This is a genomic window from Arenibacter nanhaiticus (genome assembly GCF_900141935.1).
GTDB classification, from domain to species: Bacteria; Bacteroidota; Bacteroidia; order Flavobacteriales; family Flavobacteriaceae; genus Arenibacter; species Arenibacter nanhaiticus.
Genome location: NZ_FQYX01000029.1, coordinates 16,592 through 33,908 on the forward strand (window position 1 = coordinate 16,592; position 17,317 = coordinate 33,908).

General features: G+C 39.8%; 19 protein-coding genes. 4 read left to right on the top strand and 15 right to left on the bottom strand.

What is annotated here, in order from left to right; genetic code table 11:
- Positions 1–8 precede the first annotated feature (8 nt).
- Genes fmt through BUA16_RS14715 form a run of 3 tightly spaced genes read right to left on the bottom strand, consistent with a single transcriptional unit; the run spans position 9 to position 3,399 of the window.
- Positions 9–956 carry a methionyl-tRNA formyltransferase gene (gene fmt, locus BUA16_RS14705; RefSeq protein ID WP_072765511.1) on the bottom strand — a complete coding sequence of 316 codons (948 nt, stop codon included), beginning with the start codon at positions 954–956 and terminating at the stop codon, positions 9–11.
- The gene (locus BUA16_RS14710) at positions 953–2,857 is read right to left on the bottom strand and encodes a RecQ family ATP-dependent DNA helicase (protein ID WP_072765512.1); all 1,905 of its coding nucleotides are present in this window, start codon (positions 2,855–2,857) and stop codon (positions 953–955) included. The genes fmt and BUA16_RS14710 overlap by 4 nt, the downstream gene beginning before the upstream one ends.
- Positions 2,857–3,399 carry an AAA family ATPase gene (locus BUA16_RS14715; protein WP_072765513.1) on the bottom strand — a complete coding sequence of 181 codons (543 nt, stop codon included), beginning with the start codon at positions 3,397–3,399 and terminating at the stop codon, positions 2,857–2,859. Before BUA16_RS14715 ends, BUA16_RS14710 begins: the two co-directional genes overlap by 1 nt.
- A 116-nt stretch (positions 3,400–3,515) precedes the next feature.
- On the opposite strand from BUA16_RS14715, the gene BUA16_RS14720 reads away from it, so the two are divergent.
- The 3 genes from BUA16_RS14720 (at position 3,516) to murA (ending at position 5,869) form a co-directional block, all read left to right on the top strand.
- Positions 3,516–3,803 carry a DUF493 family protein gene (locus BUA16_RS14720; RefSeq protein ID WP_072765514.1) on the top strand — a complete coding sequence of 96 codons (288 nt, stop codon included), beginning with the start codon at positions 3,516–3,518 and terminating at the stop codon, positions 3,801–3,803.
- A gap of 86 nt (positions 3,804–3,889) precedes the next feature.
- Positions 3,890–4,543 (top strand): DUF4290 domain-containing protein, encoded by a 654-nt coding sequence (locus tag BUA16_RS14725; protein WP_072765515.1) that lies wholly within the window; start codon positions 3,890–3,892, stop codon positions 4,541–4,543.
- Positions 4,544–4,558: 15 nt separating this feature from the next.
- On the top strand, positions 4,559–5,869 hold the full coding sequence (gene murA / locus BUA16_RS14730; protein WP_072765516.1) for a UDP-N-acetylglucosamine 1-carboxyvinyltransferase: 1,311 nt from the start codon (positions 4,559–4,561) through the stop codon (positions 5,867–5,869).
- Between the two features lie 874 nt (positions 5,870–6,743).
- On the opposite strand, the gene BUA16_RS14740 is transcribed toward murA, so the two are convergent.
- From BUA16_RS14740 to BUA16_RS14785, 10 genes are all read right to left on the bottom strand, one after another.
- Complete coding sequence (locus BUA16_RS14740) at positions 6,744–7,445, bottom strand: lysoplasmalogenase (protein ID WP_072765517.1); 702 nt, start codon at positions 7,443–7,445, stop codon at positions 6,744–6,746.
- Between the two features lie 28 nt (positions 7,446–7,473).
- Positions 7,474–7,767, bottom strand: coding sequence for a hypothetical protein (locus BUA16_RS14745; protein ID WP_072765518.1), 294 nt, complete (start codon positions 7,765–7,767; stop codon positions 7,474–7,476).
- 213 nt (positions 7,768–7,980) lie between these two features.
- Complete coding sequence (locus tag BUA16_RS14750) at positions 7,981–8,490, bottom strand: DUF3124 domain-containing protein (RefSeq protein WP_072765519.1); 510 nt, start codon at positions 8,488–8,490, stop codon at positions 7,981–7,983.
- 144 nt (positions 8,491–8,634) lie between these two features.
- Complete coding sequence (locus BUA16_RS14755) at positions 8,635–8,880, bottom strand: (4Fe-4S)-binding protein (RefSeq protein WP_072765520.1); 246 nt, start codon at positions 8,878–8,880, stop codon at positions 8,635–8,637.
- Positions 8,881–9,266: 386 nt separating this feature from the next.
- A complete protein-coding gene (locus tag BUA16_RS14760; RefSeq protein ID WP_072765521.1) occupies positions 9,267–10,145 on the bottom strand; it encodes a pirin family protein in 879 nt (292 codons plus the stop codon).
- 80 nt (positions 10,146–10,225) lie between these two features.
- On the bottom strand, positions 10,226–10,810 hold the full coding sequence (locus BUA16_RS14765; RefSeq protein ID WP_072765522.1) for a Crp/Fnr family transcriptional regulator: 585 nt from the start codon (positions 10,808–10,810) through the stop codon (positions 10,226–10,228).
- A gap of 50 nt (positions 10,811–10,860) precedes the next feature.
- Positions 10,861–11,280, bottom strand: a complete 420-nt coding sequence (locus tag BUA16_RS14770; protein WP_072765523.1) for a DUF1801 domain-containing protein — start codon at positions 11,278–11,280, stop codon at positions 10,861–10,863.
- Positions 11,281–11,343: 63 nt separating this feature from the next.
- On the bottom strand, positions 11,344–12,651 hold the full coding sequence (locus BUA16_RS14775; protein ID WP_072765524.1) for a cryptochrome/photolyase family protein: 1,308 nt from the start codon (positions 12,649–12,651) through the stop codon (positions 11,344–11,346).
- 110 nt (positions 12,652–12,761) lie between these two features.
- Positions 12,762–13,451, bottom strand: a complete 690-nt coding sequence (locus BUA16_RS14780; RefSeq protein ID WP_072765525.1) for an SDR family NAD(P)-dependent oxidoreductase — start codon at positions 13,449–13,451, stop codon at positions 12,762–12,764.
- 1 nt (position 13,452) lies between these two features.
- Positions 13,453–13,950, bottom strand: coding sequence for an SRPBCC family protein (locus tag BUA16_RS14785; protein WP_072765526.1), 498 nt, complete (start codon positions 13,948–13,950; stop codon positions 13,453–13,455).
- 314 nt (positions 13,951–14,264) lie between these two features.
- Between BUA16_RS14785 and BUA16_RS14790 the strand changes: the two genes are divergently transcribed.
- On the top strand, positions 14,265–15,110 hold the full coding sequence (locus BUA16_RS14790; protein ID WP_072765540.1) for a DUF2911 domain-containing protein: 846 nt from the start codon (positions 14,265–14,267) through the stop codon (positions 15,108–15,110).
- 16 nt (positions 15,111–15,126) lie between these two features.
- Here the strand turns inward: BUA16_RS14790 and BUA16_RS18450 are convergent, their stop codons facing one another.
- Together BUA16_RS18450 and BUA16_RS14795 are read right to left on the bottom strand one after the other, a co-directional pair.
- A complete protein-coding gene (locus tag BUA16_RS18450) occupies positions 15,127–15,327 on the bottom strand; it encodes a hypothetical protein (protein ID WP_143150527.1) in 201 nt (66 codons plus the stop codon).
- Positions 15,328–15,536: 209 nt separating this feature from the next.
- Complete coding sequence (locus BUA16_RS14795; RefSeq protein ID WP_072765527.1) at positions 15,537–17,243, bottom strand: sodium:solute symporter family protein; 1,707 nt, start codon at positions 17,241–17,243, stop codon at positions 15,537–15,539.
- Between the last annotated feature and the right edge of the window lie 74 nt (positions 17,244–17,317).

Genomic DNA, 17,317 nt, shown 5'->3' on the forward strand with positions numbered 1-17,317 from the left:
ATGGGGGTTTAGCCAACATAGGCCTCGTTTTTTAACTTTAAACCGTTTAAAACATCTTTTGTGGCCATTTTTCGTTTCCCTGGTAATTGTATCTCCAATAGCGCTATAAACCCTCCATCGACCGCTACTTTTATCTGGGATTTGTTAAAAAATAGCGAACCTGTTTTTAAATCATGCTCCGCTTCTTCCATGGAAGCGGTGTAGATTTTTAAGAACAATTCGTCCTCTCCATTATACAGGGTAGTCCACGAAGTGGGGTAGGGGCTTAAGCCTCTTATTTTATCGTAAATATTTTTTATAGGTTGCGACCAATCAATTTCACAAGTGTCCTTGTGTATTTTGTAGGCTTCCTTTAAGGCGTTGTTATCCTGTTGCTTGCTAGGAACTATGTCTTTGTTTTCTATTCGTTTTACGGTTTCTACAACTAAATCGGCGCCCAAGTACATCAGTTTATCATGCAGGATCCCTGCTGTATCGTCCTTGTCTATAGTTGTTTTTTTCTGGAGTAAAATTTCTCCGGTATCAATTTTGTCATCTATAAAAAAGGTGGTCACCCCAGTTTCTGTCTCTCCATTGATAATGGCCCAGTTTATGGGGGCTGCACCGCGGTATTGTGGCAGTAAAGACGCGTGTAGGTTAAAGGTGCCTAGTGCTGGCATTTGCCATACTTCTCGTGGTAACATTCTAAAAGCAACCACAATCTGAAGATCGGCCTTAAGATCACTGAGCTGGTTTAAAAACTCTTCTTGTTTTAAATTAGTGGGTTGCAAAAGGGTGAGTCCCTTTTCTTTGGCGTATACCTTTACAGCCGATTCGTGAAGCTTTCGGCCTCTTCCCGCCGGTTTGTCGGGAGCAGTAATGACTCCGACAACCTCATAGTTGTTCGCAATAAGGGAATCTAAAATTGCCACGGCAAAATCGGGGGTACCCATAAATACTATTCTTAGCTTGCTCATACTTTGTTTATTTCGTATTGGTTTACCGCGTTTATCTTTATTGTACCCTCTTCCAACAATTCTTGTAGTGCCAAAATAATATTGACTTCCTTGTATATAAGGGTCTCTATGATGGCTCTAGAATTTTGAGGGCCTGATTTTAAAAGTGGTAAAATTTCTTGTTTAATGATTCGGATAATATCTCCGTTTAAATTTTTAGGCCGAAGGCATACATCGCATTTCCCGCAATTTTCGCTCCCTTTTTCTCCAAAATAAGCCAATAGTTGCTTGTTTCTACAAATGGAGTCGTTTTTTATAAAGGAAATGATGCTTTCTATATTGTCTGTTTTTATCTTTTGTAACTGTGTTATTTTTTTAGCAAATATATTAATGGTTCTATCGTCTTCTCTGGGAACTAAAAAACTAATTTCCAGATCGCTATGTTGTGCGTGGTATTCGATTAAGTCGTCTTTTTTTAATTGTTCCAAAATCGATATAACGTACTTTTCCGAAGAATTGGTTTTTTTTGAAATTAACAAGGTGTTGATTTTGGTGTCAAAATCAAAAATCCCCCCATAGGTTCTTAGAATGGTCTGGATGATAGGAGCTTGCTTTGGATGTAGGTCCAAATAGTTAAAGATGCTGTTCTTAGTACATATAAAACGGATACTCGTTCTTCTAGAAAAAGATTCGGACAAGGCAATGACCGAATTTTGGTCTAAAATCCGCAAACCGTTATAGGTGGTAATGGGGTTTAACTTATAGGTACTGCAAAAGGCATTAAAAGGCAATTGAAATGTTTCTTCGGTGCCTTCGCCAAAGGAGATTTGAAAATAGTTGTTCAGTTTATTGTACAGTAATTTAACGAAGGCAATATCTGGCAACACACTTAAAAACTGATTTCTGACCTGAATTTCATCTGCCTTATTGGTGATTAATACAGCTTTTGCCGGGCTGCCGTCCCTACCTGCTCTTCCGGCTTCCTGAAAGTAGTTTTCCATACTGTCCGGAATTTGGTAATGTACTACCAGGCCCACGTCTGGTTTGTCTATACCCATTCCAAATGCATTGGTGGCTACCATAACCTGAATCTTGTTCTGAAGCCAATTGTTTAAACGTTCTTTTTTTTCCTTTTTGGGGATGCCGCCATGAAATAAAGTAACCTTAAACCCTTGTTGGTGAAGAAAGTTGGCGACTTCCTGTGTCATTCGCCTGCTGCGAACATATATGATGATACTTGTTTTTGTTTCGCTGCACAACTGTTTTAGACGGTATCTTTTATCTTCTTCCCAACAGACAGAAAAGGAAATATTATCTCTGGAAAAGGAATCTTTAATAAGAAGGGGGGCTTCAAATTTTAGGTTGCTCATCATGTCTTGTACCACAACTTCTGTCGCTGTAGCCGTAAGGGCTATCACAGGTGCGCTTGGTGCAAGTTCACGTAAAATGATACAGTCTAAGTAGGCTGGTCTGAAATCATTTCCCCATTGCGAAATACAATGTGCTTCATCTATGGCGATAAGATTTACATCCATTTGGCGTATCCTATTTTGTACCAATTCTTGCTGAAGCCTTTCTGGGGATAGGTATAAAAATTTATACTTGCCGTACAGGCAGTTGTCCAATAGGTTGTTAACTTCCTCAAAAGAAATTCCGCCAGTGAGGGCAAGTGCTTTAATCCCGCGTTTTTTTAAGGCATCTACTTGGTTGTTGATCAGGGCAATCAAAGGAGATACGACAATGCAAATACCATCTTTTGCAAGTGCCGGAACCTGATAACAAAGTGATTTTCCGCCGCCGGTGGGCAGCAATGCCATAACATCCCTACCGTCAAGAACGGCATTGATAATCTCTTCCTGAGAGTTTCGGAATTCTGGATACCCCCAGAATTCTTGTAAAATTTCTTTTGGGTGCTGGGGCACTATACGTTTTTTATATGGTTAAGGATAAAGTTAACCCTTTGGTCTACGGTATCCTTAGGCACCATGATGATGTTGTAACCGTAATACCTATAGGTTTTTTCTAAATAGGTGTGTATGCGCAAGGCTTCTTCAAAATTCTCGTATCGCTCGTTGTCCGAAGCATGAATCTCTTGCCAAGGCGGTAATAAAAATACTTGATCGTAGACAAAAGAGGTGGTGGCCGTAATAAACTTATTTTCATAAGGCTGTCCAAAACAATCCATATAAGCCAATACGTCCGGAATGCCACGGTCTAAGAAAACTAAAGGTTGTGCTATTTTTTCGGCCTCTTGGTATTGTTTTATCCTTCCCTCCATAATCCGTTCGCTAAACAATAACGGGTCCGAAACGAATAATTGCGGAATACCTTGTTTTCTCGCTTCTAAGGTAATTTCCCTGGATATTTCCTCGAAGCAAAAAAAGCCCTTCTCTGCAATTGTATCTATTATAGATGTTTTCCCGGTGCTGGGACCTCCTGTGATGACAATTTTTTTGGTCTTCAATTGTTATGATTTTGGATTTTCCTTTTTTAGGGATAAAATGCTACTGCAAAGTAATGAAATACCCCTAAGACTAAAAAATTGCCAAGGATACTTTATATATTTGCAAAAACATTGCTATGGATCAAGAAAAATCAGACGAGTTTTATATCAGGTTAAAGGAACAATTGTCCCAAGGAACAAAGTGGCCTTCAGATTACCTATACAAATTTATTGTGCCCACCGATGCTGGAAAAATTAGCCAGATCGAAAAAATTTTTGATAATACAGGGGCTGTAATAGAAACAAAGCAATCTAAGAACGCCAAGTATACCAGTCTTTCGATTACTGTAAACCTTAAGAGTCCAGACGAAGTCATTCATAAATACAAACAAGTAGGGGCTGTAAAAGGGGTAATCTCACTTTAAAATAGTTTTTGTGGCATATTTTTGTTATTTTGCATGCGTACAAGAATACTTCCTTGTCTTAAATTTTTAAGTAAAAATATTTCAATTTGAATTTAGTAGAAAACTTAGAATACAATACTGAGCGTACAAAGCTCATTATTCCCGAATATGGCCGTCATTTTCAGAAAATGGTCGATCATGCCATTTCCATAGAAGACGATGAAGAGCGTAATCGGGTAGCCCAAGCTATAATAAGTGTAATGGGAAATATACAGCCTCATTTGAGGGATGTGCCCGATTTTCATCATAAACTTTGGGATCAATTATTCATAATGTCCGATTTTAAGTTGAATGTAGATTCTCCTTTTCCGGTAACTTCAAAAGAAACACTTCAGAAACGGCCCGAACCTTTAAAATACCCACAGAATTTTCCAAAATATCGCTTTTATGGGAATAACATAAAAAGGATGATCGATGTGGCAGTCAATTGGGAAAAAGGGGATATGAGAGACGGCTTGGAATATGCCATAGCCAATCATATGAAGAAGTGCTATTTAAATTGGAACAAGGATACCGTAGAGGACAAGGCCATATTTAAACACTTATACGAGTTGAGCGATGGGCAAATTGACCTAGCTAAGGAAGGTGAAAACTTAACCGATAGCGGACAGTTTCTTAAGAATAGGGTCGCCAAATCACCAAAAACCACTTCTGGTAAAAAAACACAAAGAACTCACACTCGCAGTAAAAAGCGATACTAATTTTCTCAACGCTTAATGGGGACATTTATAATTGAAGGTGGCCATCAATTGCATGGTGAAATTACACCACAAGGGGCAAAAAATGAGGCATTACAAATTCTGTGTGCCGTTTTACTCACATCCGAAGAAGTAACCATCAGCAACATTCCAGATATTGTCGATGTAAATAAGCTAATTTCCTTGTTGGAGGACTTGGGGGTGAAAACTCAAAAGAAAGCCAAGGGCACTTATTCCTTTAAAGCTGACAACCTTAACTTAGACTATCTGCAATCTGCCCAGTTCAAAGAGGACGGAAGAGGATTGCGAGGCTCTATAATGCTGGTTGGACCTTTATTGGCGCGATTTGGAAAAGGATATATTCCAAAACCGGGCGGTGACAAAATTGGCCGACGAAGGTTGGATACCCATTTTGAAGGCTTTATAAAGTTAGGAGCTACTTTTAGGTACAACAAAGAAGAGCATTTTTATGGGGTAGAAGCTGAAAAGCTTACAGGTACCTATATGTTGTTAGATGAAGCTTCGGTAACCGGAACAGCCAATATTGTTATGGCTGCGGTTTTGGCAGAAGGAAAAACAACCATTTACAATGCCGCTTGTGAACCTTATTTGCAGCAACTATGTAAAATGCTCAATAGAATGGGCGCCAAAATAAATGGCATCGGCTCTAACCTTTTGGAAATAGAAGGTGTAGATTCTCTCGGGGGTACCGAACATAGAATGCTTCCCGATATGATAGAAATCGGTAGCTGGATTGGACTGGCTGCGATGACCAGAAGTCACCTGACCATAAAAAATGTTCATTGGGACGACCTTGGACAGATACCTACCGTATTTAAAAAATTGGGAATACAGTTAGAGCGCCAAGGCGACGATATTGTAATTCCTGAACATAAGGACGGTTATGAAATTCAAAATTATATCGATGGGTCTATATTGACCATAGCCGATGCGCCATGGCCAGGGTTAACGCCAGATTTGTTGAGTATAATTTTAGTAATGGCTACCCAGGCAAAAGGAGAAGTGCTTATTCATCAAAAAATGTTTGAAAGCCGCTTGTTTTTTGTCGATAAATTAATAGATATGGGGGCAAAGATTATTCTTTGCGATCCGCATAGGGCTACGGTTATAGGGCACGATTTTAAATCGACCCTAAAAGCTACTACGATGGTTTCTCCAGATATACGGGCCGGAGTATCCCTGCTTATTGCGGCGCTCTCGGCAAAAGGAACATCGACCATTCACAATATTGAACAGATAGACCGTGGATATGAAAATATCGATACACGTTTACGTGCTATAGGGGCGAAGATAACCCGACTCCAGTAGAAAACGAATTTTCTGTTATAAATTATAAGGCTTCTTAGGCACCCAGTCTAAGAATTCTTTTTTTTATGCGCGCCTAGAAAAATTTAGGGATGTTTTGCGGTATTGATTTCTATCCAATAACCTTCGGGATCCTGATGGTATATTTGTTGCTCCCCGTCGGTCCGCATTGTAATGGCATTTTTCTTCCCGCGCCAATCTTCATAAGGGACTTTGTGCTGCTCCAGATAATCGATAAATGCTTTTAGTTATTGAGTCGACAGGCATAGGTGCATGGATTTGTGTTTTTTGATGGGTACCGTATCTTTTAGGATAAGATGCAATTGAGTGCTGCCTTGAATTAGAACCCATCTAAATCCAGGCGAATTATCGGGATGTGGAATTTCTTCTAGCTGTATGGCGTCCGCATAAAAATCGCCCGTAGCTTTTGAGTCCGCTACAAGTAGGGAAGAATGGTCTATACTAAAGTCAAATCCCTGTCCATAAGTAATAGAATATTGAGCGATAAAAATTAAAAGAGGAATTGTTTCATAAAAAACAAGGTTGGTAGCCTATAAGTTAGGTAAAAGAAAAGTCCAAAAGTAATGACGTCTACAGAAAGGTAACTAGTATAAAAAAAAGGGGGCGCATTTTAGCATACTTGCCCTAAAATCCTATTGATATACCAAGGAGTAAGATGGGCGTTGATTTATATTAAGAAGATGCGCTTAGTTGGCCTGTGCCTTTAAAAATTAAGACCGTTCCCAAGGTCTTTTCCTTTATTTTAATATCATTTTGCGTTAGGGATCGCGGCGGCATCCCCGCAGCAGCGCAAGGGATAAAGCCAAGAGCCCGACCGCCGAAGGGGGTAACGCTCAAAATAGTATGCTATAAACATCTAGCTAATTACTTTAGAAGTAGCTCTTGATTTTGATTTCGTTCCTAACAACCCCATCACAATAAGGTATTGTGCCACGGCATAGGTGCCCATTACCAAGAGGTGTGACCAAGGTACAGCCGTTAAAAATTTGTTGACCGCTAAAATACTATCGGAAACTATAAAGAATAAAGCCCCAGTAAAAACAAGGGTATAAGGTTTAGGGCGACCCTCTTTTTTTCTTGCAAAAGCGGTGATGGCCATGGTCAATATTCCTAGGATATAGAGTAGCACCGGAATTTTTAAGGCACCTAGTTTTTCTGCTAATACTAAGTATAGGGTGCTTCCGTAAGTAATAAGAAGGCTAAGGACAAACCAAAAACCTTTAGGGAGTTGTGGGCTTCGTTGATTAAAAAAAACCAGGGCGTAACAGAGATGGGCCATAAAAAAGGACCCTAGGCCCAAAATAAAAAACAGCTCATATTGGGTGTCATAAAGCAAAAAGATATCACCCAGTAACGAAAATAAAAGGGCCAAAAGGGTAGGTCTATAGATAGATTTTGGCAGGGATTTTCCAAAATGACCAAAATAAAGGAGTAATGCGGTAAGAATTAATGGTTTTGTTAGCTGACGAAAACCGGTAAAATCGGACGTGCCTACCCATAGATCTAGAATAACGAGCAGTAGAAAAAACCATAAAAAGGGTATTGTTCTTAATTTCATAGGCGGTAGTTAAAGTAGCTGCTACTTGCTAGTTTGCATAAAGTTTTCTTTTTCTGACCACTATAAAGCAAAGGGTTGTTTGCAGTACCACGGCAATGCCATTTGTAAGCCATAGGGCTACCGTATTGAAGCGAATTCCGTAAAAACACCAAAAGAGGTATATAAAGACCCACCCAAAAACAAAGCCGTAAGAAAGACTGCTAAGACCTTTAAATTTAAACTCTTTGTACACCTGAATGGCAATGACAAAACAAGCGCCCAAACCGGCCGTGATACCTATAGTTTCAAAAATACTTTCTGGGATACTGTGTAAAAAACTCATCTTATTAATATCATTAAAAAGGGGTTGGACAAATGTTAAAAGGTTTTATTTCTAGGGCAATTTAACTCATCTTAAAAAAGTGCCTACGGTTTATAGCGCTTTTTTGAAGAACGGTTTATAGTTTTAAATATACATTATTTTAACATCCCTAGAATGCGAAAATCGCAATTATCGTACCTATACTAATGTTATTGGGAGCTTATTAAGAAGCACTCATAATTTTATTCCTTGTGTCGTAAAGGAAATACCTTGTTGTCCCGTTGTGGAAATCATGACGGCTTCAAAAATGGGCTCGTGATCTTTGGGCTTTACCGCCCAATCAAAAATGAAATTGGCTCCGGGGCCGCCGTGTTTGTCGTCTTGGTCTATGACAATCTCTATGGTTTCTAGGGGTTTAAGGAAAATAGGTTTCTTAAAATAAGTCCGTAGCATAGCGCCCTCGGTATTGTAATATGCCGCTTTTAAAATATAAATAGAATCGGTAGGGTTTATATTGCGGATGCTTGTGGTAGCCGTTAAGTGGTGTAGCACCTTCTCCGTGCCGTCGTATATAGAAGAATAGACGGAGAGGTACGAGCTGCCCTTGATCAAAGAATCTTTTTCCGGCACGGAAATATATTTGCTATCCCAATTTACAGGGTCTATATGAGTAGTTTCTTTGTTCTCATTACAACTTATTACCCCTAAAATTAGGCTATAACCAATGGATAAGTACTTTTTCATGGAATAAACTTCTTGACATTTTGTTTTGCCAAAGTAATTTACAAAAAGCAACCTATTAAAGGTTCACGTTCCATAACTAATATCCCAATTGCCATCATTATTTTTTTAGAAGTAGCTATATTTTATTTTTTTTAGAGGCGTAATTTAGGCGTGTGGACTGTTTTTTTCTTCGTTGATATAAAAGGACAAGGCACCCGAAGGACAATTGGATATCTGGGCTTTAAGGGAGTCCGTAGTAGCATTATGGGGTTTTACCCAAGGATTTTCTTTTGGGTTGTACACCTGTGGCAAGGTTTTTACGCAAATCCCAGAGTGTATGCATTTTTTCGGTTTCCAAACCACGGTAATCTCACCATTGGTATATTCTTTTTTAATCTCATTACTAGCCATGATTTTAAGTTATTAGTCCAATTAATAGTATTGTTTTCTGTGACTTAAATTGTCTTTGAAACGTATTTACAAGGTAGCGGTCACTGTTATAAAGGTACTTAAATTTATAGGAAAAGTATGCTAAGGTGTTGTTTTAGAAACTGATAAAAGTTTGTTTATGTGCGGATTAAATATTTTTTTGAGAGAATTTTATTTTGGGCGTTTCCCTATCGGGTCGCTCTTTTCGCTGTATCTTTTTTAGCGGGCCGAGCCCGCTAAAAAAGGATGCCGCTGCAATAGCTTACGCGGCATTCGGCTAACAATGACCAATTAGCATAAAACAATGCTGTGCTTCCCTGATTAGGGCTGACCGGTTTTATTGAATGTTGCGGTTGTCGCCGGTAAAACTATTCTTCCAAATAGCCAAATTTTCCCAGATTGTAATCTTCTATGGCCTGTATCAATTCGCTACGCGTATTCATGACAAATGGACCTTGGGCCGCAATAGGTTCGTTGATGGGTGCTCCACTAAGAACAAGGATAATGGCGTTTTCCATTGCTTCTACCACAAAATCCTCCCCCTTGTTTTCGAACAAAACGAAATGATCTGTCGGCACAACTTCTGTATCGTTTACCTTTATTTCACCCTCCAAAACTAAAAGGGCAGTGTTATAGTTGCTAGGGAAGCTAAAGTCGGTTTTTGCGCCTTTGTTTAATCGGGTGTTTAATAGATTTACCGGCGTAAAGGTAGTTGCGGTTCCTTGAATCCCTTTATAATTCCCTGCAATAACTTCAACGAGACCGTTTTTGCCGGCCAATTCGTATTTGTGTATTTGGTCATGGGTAATACCTTGGTATTTTGGAGCCGACATTTTATCCTTTGCAGGAAGATTCACCCACAATTGAACCATTTGAAATTCGCCCCCAGCCTTGCTAAATTCGGTTTCATGGTATTCTTTATGCAATATTCCAGCGGCAGCTGTCATCCATTGCACATCACCTTCCTTAATAACTCCGCTATTTCCGGCACTGTCATGGTGGGCAATCCTACCCTTATAGGCAATGGTGACGGTTTCAAAACCGCGGTGGGGGTGCACACTTACGCCACGTGGTTTATCGGTAGGGGGAAAATAGAACGGAGCATTATAATCCATTAAAATAAAAGGATTCATCCTTTCCATATCCAAATGATACCCGCTGGGGATAAAATTGTGTACTCTAAATCCATCCCCTACATAATGTGGTGTTTTTGGGGCTACTACGATTTCTATATTTTTTCTGCTCATGGTCTTTTCTATTTAATTACAACCAAAGTTAGGGAGTATTTAAAGCCTGGGCATTGATCCATGATAAGAAAGTTTTAGTACTACTTCAAAGGCTTTTTTGCCATTTCTTTGCGTACCCTGCTTAAACTTTCGGGCGTTATCCCCAGATAGGAGGCTATCATCCATTGAGGGACCCTGCTGATGAGGTCGGGATAAAGTTGTATAAAATTCATATACCTGGTTTCTGCCGAAGCACTCAACAAAAGATTAATTCTTTTCTGTTGGTGGCGAATATGGTTTTGAAGGGCTATCTGGTTATATTTTCGGAAATATTGGCTGATCTCACTGGCCTGTTCTATGAAATCGGCTCCAATGAGTACCACCTCCGAATCTTCTATAGCATCTATAAACAGCTCGGATGGTTCGTTAAAAAAGGCACTGCTACGGTCGGCCACAATCCAGTTTTCGGAACCAAATTGAAGGATGTGCTCTTTTCCCGAGGTGTTAATGGTATAAGATCTTAAAAGGCCTTTTTCAACAAAAAAAGAAAATTTACAAACTTCTTCGGGCCTTAAAATAACGGTGCCTTTCGCTATTTTTTTTACCGTAACTTTTTTTATCAGTAGCTCAAAGTTTTCTTCGGAAACTTGCGCTTTGGTCTTTAAATATTTGGTGAAGTTCTTCACGGTTTTTGTTTTTTAGTGGTCTATTTAATCGATATGCTCAGGGACTGGCTTTAGGGCCATTTTTTATCTTTGAAGGTTTCAAAGGAGGTTTTTATCAACTCGCCGAGGACATTTAGATCAATATCGGAAAGCCGTTTTATGTACAAGCAAGATTTTCCGGTTTTATGGGGCCCTAATTTTTCGAGTAAATGCTGATATTTAGGAAATCCGGCCATGATGTATATGGAGAAGTTTTGCTTGCGAGGTGAAAATCCGGTCAATAACATATCTCCCTCTCTTCCAGTTTTGTATTTATAGTGATACTTCCCAAATCCCACAATACTTTCGCCCCACATGACGGCGGTTTCGCCTGTGGTTTTTTGAAACAATGCAACTAATTCCCAGGCCTCTAGGCGTTTTTGCTCGGGTTCGCAAGCATTTAGAAAAGTAGTCACGGAATTTGAAGTAGGTTTCGTTTTGTTTTCGGCCATGATGGGGTGTGTTAATTTATTCCAATTTTAAGGGATGCATGCAAATAAAGTTACTAAAAAAACTTATGTCAGTGCCGCTTTGTACACTTTTAAGCAGCGTTCGCGAGCTTCTTTATGATCTACCATTCTTTTGGGATAGGTAAGTTCTTGCCATTCCGGAACCCATTTCTTTATATAGTCTTTCTGTTTATCGAATTTTTCTATTTGGGTCATAGGGTTAAATATCCGAAAGTAAGGGGCAGCATCTACACCACAACCGGCGGCCCATTGCCAATTTCCCACGTTGGCACTCAAGTCGTAATCCAATAATTTTTCTGCAAAATAGGCTTCTCCCCAACGCCAATCGATCAGTAAATGTTTGCATAAAAAACTTGCTGCCAACATACGCACCCGATTGTGCATATAGCCGGTGGCATTCAGCTCTCGCATTCCGGCATCTACCAAGGCATAGCCCGTAACTCCGTTTTTCCATTTTTCAAATTCCCCTTCTTGGTTCCGCCACAGGATGCGATCGTATTTTGGCTTAAAGGATTTATGAACGGTATGGGGAAAATGCCAAAGGATCTGCATAAAAAATTCGCGCCAAATGAGTTCGTTCCAAAAGACTTCGTTTTGTTCCGCAATGGCTTTTTTTACCGCTGTACGTATCGAAAGGGTTCCAAAGCGTAAATGTGGCCCTGATCTGGAGGTGCCGTATTCTATAGAAGGGTAATTTCGCCTAGCCTCATAATTTTGGATTAGGGGTGGACTTAAATCATAATCTGGAACTCGAATGGAGGAAGGGGTAAAACCTATATCCGAAAGGGAAACAAAGGGTAGGTCTGTGTTTTTTAAAACATTTCCAAGGTGCTTAAGGCTGTCCTGGAGCTGGAGATCTTTTTCTGGATTGAATTTTTGTTTCCAGCGATTCTTATAGGGAGTATACACCAAATAAGGGGTGTGGTCTTTTTTTACAACCTCCGATTTATCAAATACAACCTGATCCTTGTAGGTGTTAAAGGGAATGTGATGGGCTTGCAGCAGCGTAAAGATCTCATGATCTCTCTTTCTTGCATAGGGTTCATAATCCTCATTAGTGTACACTTCTTGAAGCTCAAATTCCTGCAAAAGCTGTTGAAAGACAGTTGTGGGTGTTCCGTAAAAAGTAGCTAACGAAGCATTTTGTTGTTGAAGCTGAAGCTGTATTTTTTGTAAGGAACTATAAATAAAGCTAACCCGAGCATCATCTTTAGGGAGTTGTTCCAAAATTTCTTGGTCATATATAAAAATCGGTAATACCGGTACACCTGCTTTTAAGGCGGCAAGAAAACCAGTATTATCGTCTAGGCGTAGGTCTCGTCTGAACCAAAAAATAGAAACTTTTTTCTGCATGTCAAAGTATAGTGTGTCCTTGTAAGTGGCAAGGAAGTGGTTTTATTGTGGGGCGTTTATTCCTGATTGCTATGAATATAAGGAATCTAAAAGAATTGGTACATATTATATCAGGTAACATTTAAGGTCGATAGACCTCCATCGACACCAATGACCTGTCCGCTCATCCATGCGCTGTCATCACTCAATAGGAATACTGCAATATTGGCCATATCCAATGGAGATCCAATTTTCTTTAAGGGATGGCGATTGGCCATAAGCTCACGTTTTTTATCATTGCTCAAAAATCGGGAAGCTAATGGAGTGTCTGTTAGGGAAGGCGCAATGACATTAACCCGTATTTTTGGCGCATATTCTGCGGCTAAGGATTTGGCAAAACCTTCAATAGCCCCTTTGGAAGCGGCAACACTCGTATGAAAGGGCATTCCTATTTTAACGGCAACGCTGCTAAAGAATACCATACTAGCCCCTTCGGCCATTTTGTGGATGATAGCTTTAATAACCTTTACCAAGCCAAAAAAATTAAGCTCCATATCCTTATAAAAGGTATCGGTGTCTAACATTTTAAAAGGCTTTAGGTTAATGCTCCCTGGTAAATATATAACTCCATGTAACTCATTGGGCAAGCTAGTAGGGTCTAGATCGTCCGTGGTAACATCGAAAGGGATATGATGCGCTACTTCACCTAAATCTCCCCGGTCCCTTGAGGCAATGTAAAGGGTGTGCTCTTGCGATAATAGTTTCGCAACTGCAAACCCGATCCCTTTAGAACCGCCGATCATTAGTATGTTTTTTCTCATATCAGAACGATTTTAATTTAAATTCTGCCGGTTTTTCTGCAATGTTGCCAAATAGCTCGGTAAGTTTTTGTTCCCTATAACTAAAGATTTTCCGAAGTTGTTTTTTAACAATAATAGGGTGGACAAGTTGTCCCAAGATTCCGAAGGGAATTTTATAGTCGATGATATCTTCCATTGTAACACCTCCTGTAATGGGATGTATAAAATGCTTGTGATGCCACAAGGCATAAGGACCAAAACGCTGTTCGTCCACAAAGTATTCGCCTTCCTTTATATGGGTTATTTCTGTTACCCATTTGGTAGTATACCCTTTAAAAGGAGAGACTTTATATTGAATAATCTGTCCGGGAAACATTTTTTTGCCGTTTCCTGAGAGAATATGGAATCCCATATGTGGCGGAGTGATGATTTTAAGGTTCTCTGGTCTGGACAAAAAATCCCAAGCCTCCTCGGTGGAAATGGGAAGTGATTGTTTGGCATGAAGTTGATATAATTTCATAGCGTAATTTACACAAATATAGTTATTTTGTTTAACAAATTAAGTTAAAGAATGAACAAAAAATAAATTTAAGTACGCTGGCATGGATATTAACCCCGAGCTTATAGAGTGTCTTTGTTATTAGAAAGGCAGCTATATATTGAGTGATGCCATTCTATGGGTTTTTCACACTATAATTTTATGACATTGGATCATAGCTAGGCTGTATCGCTTTAATTATTGTAAATAATTTAAAGGATGGATGTTTAATTATAGCCGTAAGCGGTATCTTTTTAATTCGTAAATTAGTGAAAATCTTAAAAACCTTAGGAAAAATGAAAAAATTAGCACTTTTGGTCGTATCTGTTTTAGCTTCTGCCGGGATGCAGGCCCAGATAATGACACCACAACCAAGTCCGGCTGCCAAGTTGAGTCAGACTGTTGGATTAACCGAAGTTACGGTAGAATACTCTAGACCTTCCATGCGTGGGAGAACTATATTTGGCGACTTGGTCCCTTTTGATAAAATTTGGCGTACGGGTGCCAATGCAAGGACTACCATTAGTTTTAGTGAAAATGTAATGATAGGTGGGCAGGAGCTTACTGCTGGTTCTTATGCTATTTTTACCAAACCTACAGCAACTTCTTGGGATGTCTATTTTTATACCGATACCGAAGGGGGAGGAACCCCGGCACAATGGGATGAAAGTAAAGTGGCAGCCAAGACTACTGCTGCCGTACATACCATGGAATCGCCTATAGAGACTTTTACCATTTCTATAGATGACCTCTCGGATACTTCGGCCACTTTAGGGATGCTTTGGGAAAATACCTATGTAGGCGTAAAGTTTGAGGTGCCAACCGATAAGGCAGTTATGAAAGGGATAGAAAAAGCCATGGCAGGACCAGGTGCTGGAGATTATTATGCGGCTGCTGTATATTATATGAATGCTGGTAAGGATATTAACAAGGCCAAAGAATGGATGGATAAGGCCATGAGTATGACTCCAAAGCCTGCTTTTTGGCAATTAAGGCAAAAATCTTTGATCTATGCCAAAGCTGGTGATAAAAAAGGCGCTATCGCCGCTGCAAAAGAATCCTTGGCTGCTTCGCAAGCCGCAGGGAATGAGGATTATATTAAGATGAACAAAGATTCCCTGAAAGAGTGGGGAGGCAAGTAAATCGATACTTTCTAAGTTAAAAAGCTCGCCAAACGGCGAGCTTTTTTATGGTAATTGTATGTACTTCCTTGACGGACAGGCAGATGGTGTTCCTTCGAAGGCCTCTTATCACTTCGGCCCTTGTACCATGCTGCATTGTTTTATCTAATTTCCCTATCGTATTTTTTTTCTTCTTACTGCCAAATTCTCCAATTGATTTGGTAACCAATAGGAACATGATCAGGCTGCTCCATTTTGGCCGGTATCTGCGTTAGGGACCGCGGCGGCATCCCCGCAGCGGAGCAAGGGATATAGCCAAGGGCGCGACCGCCGAAGGGGGGAACGCCCAAAACCGTACTCTTAAAAGCCATCGGAATTATAAATTACCCTGACTTAATTACGGAACTCCACAATCGCTTATTCTACATAAGAAGCCTAACTGCGATACTATTTTGGGGTAGAAGAGGTTGATATAAATCGATTAAAACCTTCGAGAATAGTTGCTAAAGAAATAACAAGGCCACAACCAAAGGCATTTAACCATAGATAAGACATCCAGTCATCGCTAAATCCCCAGATAATAATTACTTGGGTTATCAGTGCAGCAACAAATACCGCATTGCCTTTTATAAATTTAAGGAAGAAGGCGATTAGAAAAATGCCAAGGACATTGCCGTAAAAGATGGAACCGATGATATTTACCAACTGTATTAGGTTGTCAAAAAGGTTGGCAATATTGGCGATCAAAATGGCTATTATTCCCCACAGCAAGGTAAATATTTTCGACATTTTTACGTAATGCGCTTGGGTTAAGGCGCCCTTGGTATTGCGCTGATAAAGATCTAAGGCGGTAATGGTGCCCAAAGCGTTTAATTCGGATGCCGTAGAGGACATGGCTGCCGATAGAATTACTGCCAACAATAAACCAATAAGCCCTTTCGGGAGATAATTTAATATAAAATGGATAAAAACATAGTCCTTATCATTGGTTTCAACCGTTTCATCGGCTTTTTTGATAAGAGCTTTTGCCGAATCCCTATTCGTGCGTTCTATTTTATTGATATTGACGATTTTCTTTTTGGCTTCTTCCGTGGCGCCGTATTCCTTAAGGTCCAGGGCTGTAGAAAATTTGTTCTGAGCCATTCTTTTTTCGGCTTCCAAACGTAAGTGCGCTTCTTCTAAAAGTTGGTATTCCTTGGCGTAAGCCGAATTGGCGATAGCATTGGTGGCCGCCGGATTGAAATTTAATGGCGAATGGTTGTACTGGAAAAATACAAAGACCATAACCCCTACCAATAGAATAAAAAATTGCATGGGGATTTTTAATAGGCCGTTAAAAATTAGTCCAAGCTGACTTTCTCGTACTGTTTTCCCGGACAGATAACGTTGTACCTGACTCTGATCGGTGCCAAAATAGGCCAAGGCTAGGAATAGCCCACCGGTAACACCACTCCAAAAGGTATAGCGGCTAGTGGTGTTAAAACTAAAATCCAAGATGTTTAATTTATCGCTGGCACCAGCAATTTTAAGGGCTTTGTTAAAGGTGATATCATCTGGTAGGTACTTCATGATAAAAAAGAAGGCCATGAACATTCCGCACATGATTACAAACATCTGCTGCTTTTGGGTGACACTTACCGCTTTCGTTCCTCCAGATACCGTATAGATAATAACTAAAATACCTATGATGATATTAAGGGTCTTTAAATCCCATCCCAATACTGCCGATAGAATTATAGAAGGAGCAAAAATGGTTATTCCGGCCGAGAGTCCGCGTTGGATTAAAAAGAGCAAGGCTGCAAGGGTTCTTGTCTTTACATCGAATCGATTTTCCAAGAATTCATAGGCCGTATATACTTTGAGCCTATGGTAGATGGGAACAAATACAATGGAAATGATAATCATGGCTATGGGGAGTCCAAAATAGAATTGAACAAAGCCCATTCCGTCGTGAAACGCCTGTCCTGGGGTAGATAAAAAGGTAATGGCACTGGCCTGGGTAGCCATAACAGACAGGCCTATGGTGCCCCATTTAGCATCGCTTCCGCCTAAAACATAATCTTTAACGTCTTTACTTCCCTTAGTCTTCCAAACTCCAAAAGCAACAATAAAGAGAAGGGTTCCGCAAAGAATAATCCAGTCTAAACTTGCCATATTAAGAATTTCCGGTCATTATAAAATAAAAAACAAGGATGTAAATTATATTCATGACAATTACCAAGGTATAT

Excerpts from the sequence above, each read along its gene's own strand:
- fmt (WP_072765511.1), bottom strand. The coding sequence starts at position 956 with ATGAGCAAGCTAAGAATAGTATTTATGGGTACCCCCGATTTTGCCGTG.
- BUA16_RS14720 (WP_072765514.1), top strand. The coding sequence starts at position 3,516 with ATGGATCAAGAAAAATCAGACGAGTTTTATATCAGGTTAAAGGAACAA.
- murA (WP_072765516.1), top strand. The coding sequence starts at position 4,559 with ATGGGGACATTTATAATTGAAGGTGGCCATCAATTGCATGGTGAAATT.
- BUA16_RS14740 (WP_072765517.1), bottom strand. The coding sequence starts at position 7,445 with ATGAAATTAAGAACAATACCCTTTTTATGGTTTTTTCTACTGCTCGTT.
- BUA16_RS14745 (WP_072765518.1), bottom strand. The coding sequence starts at position 7,767 with ATGAGTTTTTTACACAGTATCCCAGAAAGTATTTTTGAAACTATAGGT.
- BUA16_RS14750 (WP_072765519.1), bottom strand. The coding sequence starts at position 8,490 with ATGAAAAAGTACTTATCCATTGGTTATAGCCTAATTTTAGGGGTAATA.
- BUA16_RS14755 (WP_072765520.1), bottom strand. The coding sequence starts at position 8,880 with ATGGCTAGTAATGAGATTAAAAAAGAATATACCAATGGTGAGATTACC.
- BUA16_RS14760 (WP_072765521.1), bottom strand. The coding sequence starts at position 10,145 with ATGAGCAGAAAAAATATAGAAATCGTAGTAGCCCCAAAAACACCACAT.
- BUA16_RS14770 (WP_072765523.1), bottom strand. The coding sequence starts at position 11,280 with ATGGCCGAAAACAAAACGAAACCTACTTCAAATTCCGTGACTACTTTT.
- BUA16_RS14775 (WP_072765524.1), bottom strand. The coding sequence starts at position 12,651 with ATGCAGAAAAAAGTTTCTATTTTTTGGTTCAGACGAGACCTACGCCTA.
- BUA16_RS14780 (WP_072765525.1), bottom strand. The coding sequence starts at position 13,451 with ATGAGAAAAAACATACTAATGATCGGCGGTTCTAAAGGGATCGGGTTT.
- BUA16_RS14785 (WP_072765526.1), bottom strand. The coding sequence starts at position 13,950 with ATGAAATTATATCAACTTCATGCCAAACAATCACTTCCCATTTCCACC.
- BUA16_RS14790 (WP_072765540.1), top strand. The coding sequence starts at position 14,265 with ATGAAAAAATTAGCACTTTTGGTCGTATCTGTTTTAGCTTCTGCCGGG.
- BUA16_RS18450 (WP_143150527.1), bottom strand. The coding sequence starts at position 15,327 with ATGTTCCTATTGGTTACCAAATCAATTGGAGAATTTGGCAGTAAGAAG.
- BUA16_RS14795 (WP_072765527.1), bottom strand. The coding sequence starts at position 17,243 with ATGGCAAGTTTAGACTGGATTATTCTTTGCGGAACCCTTCTCTTTATT.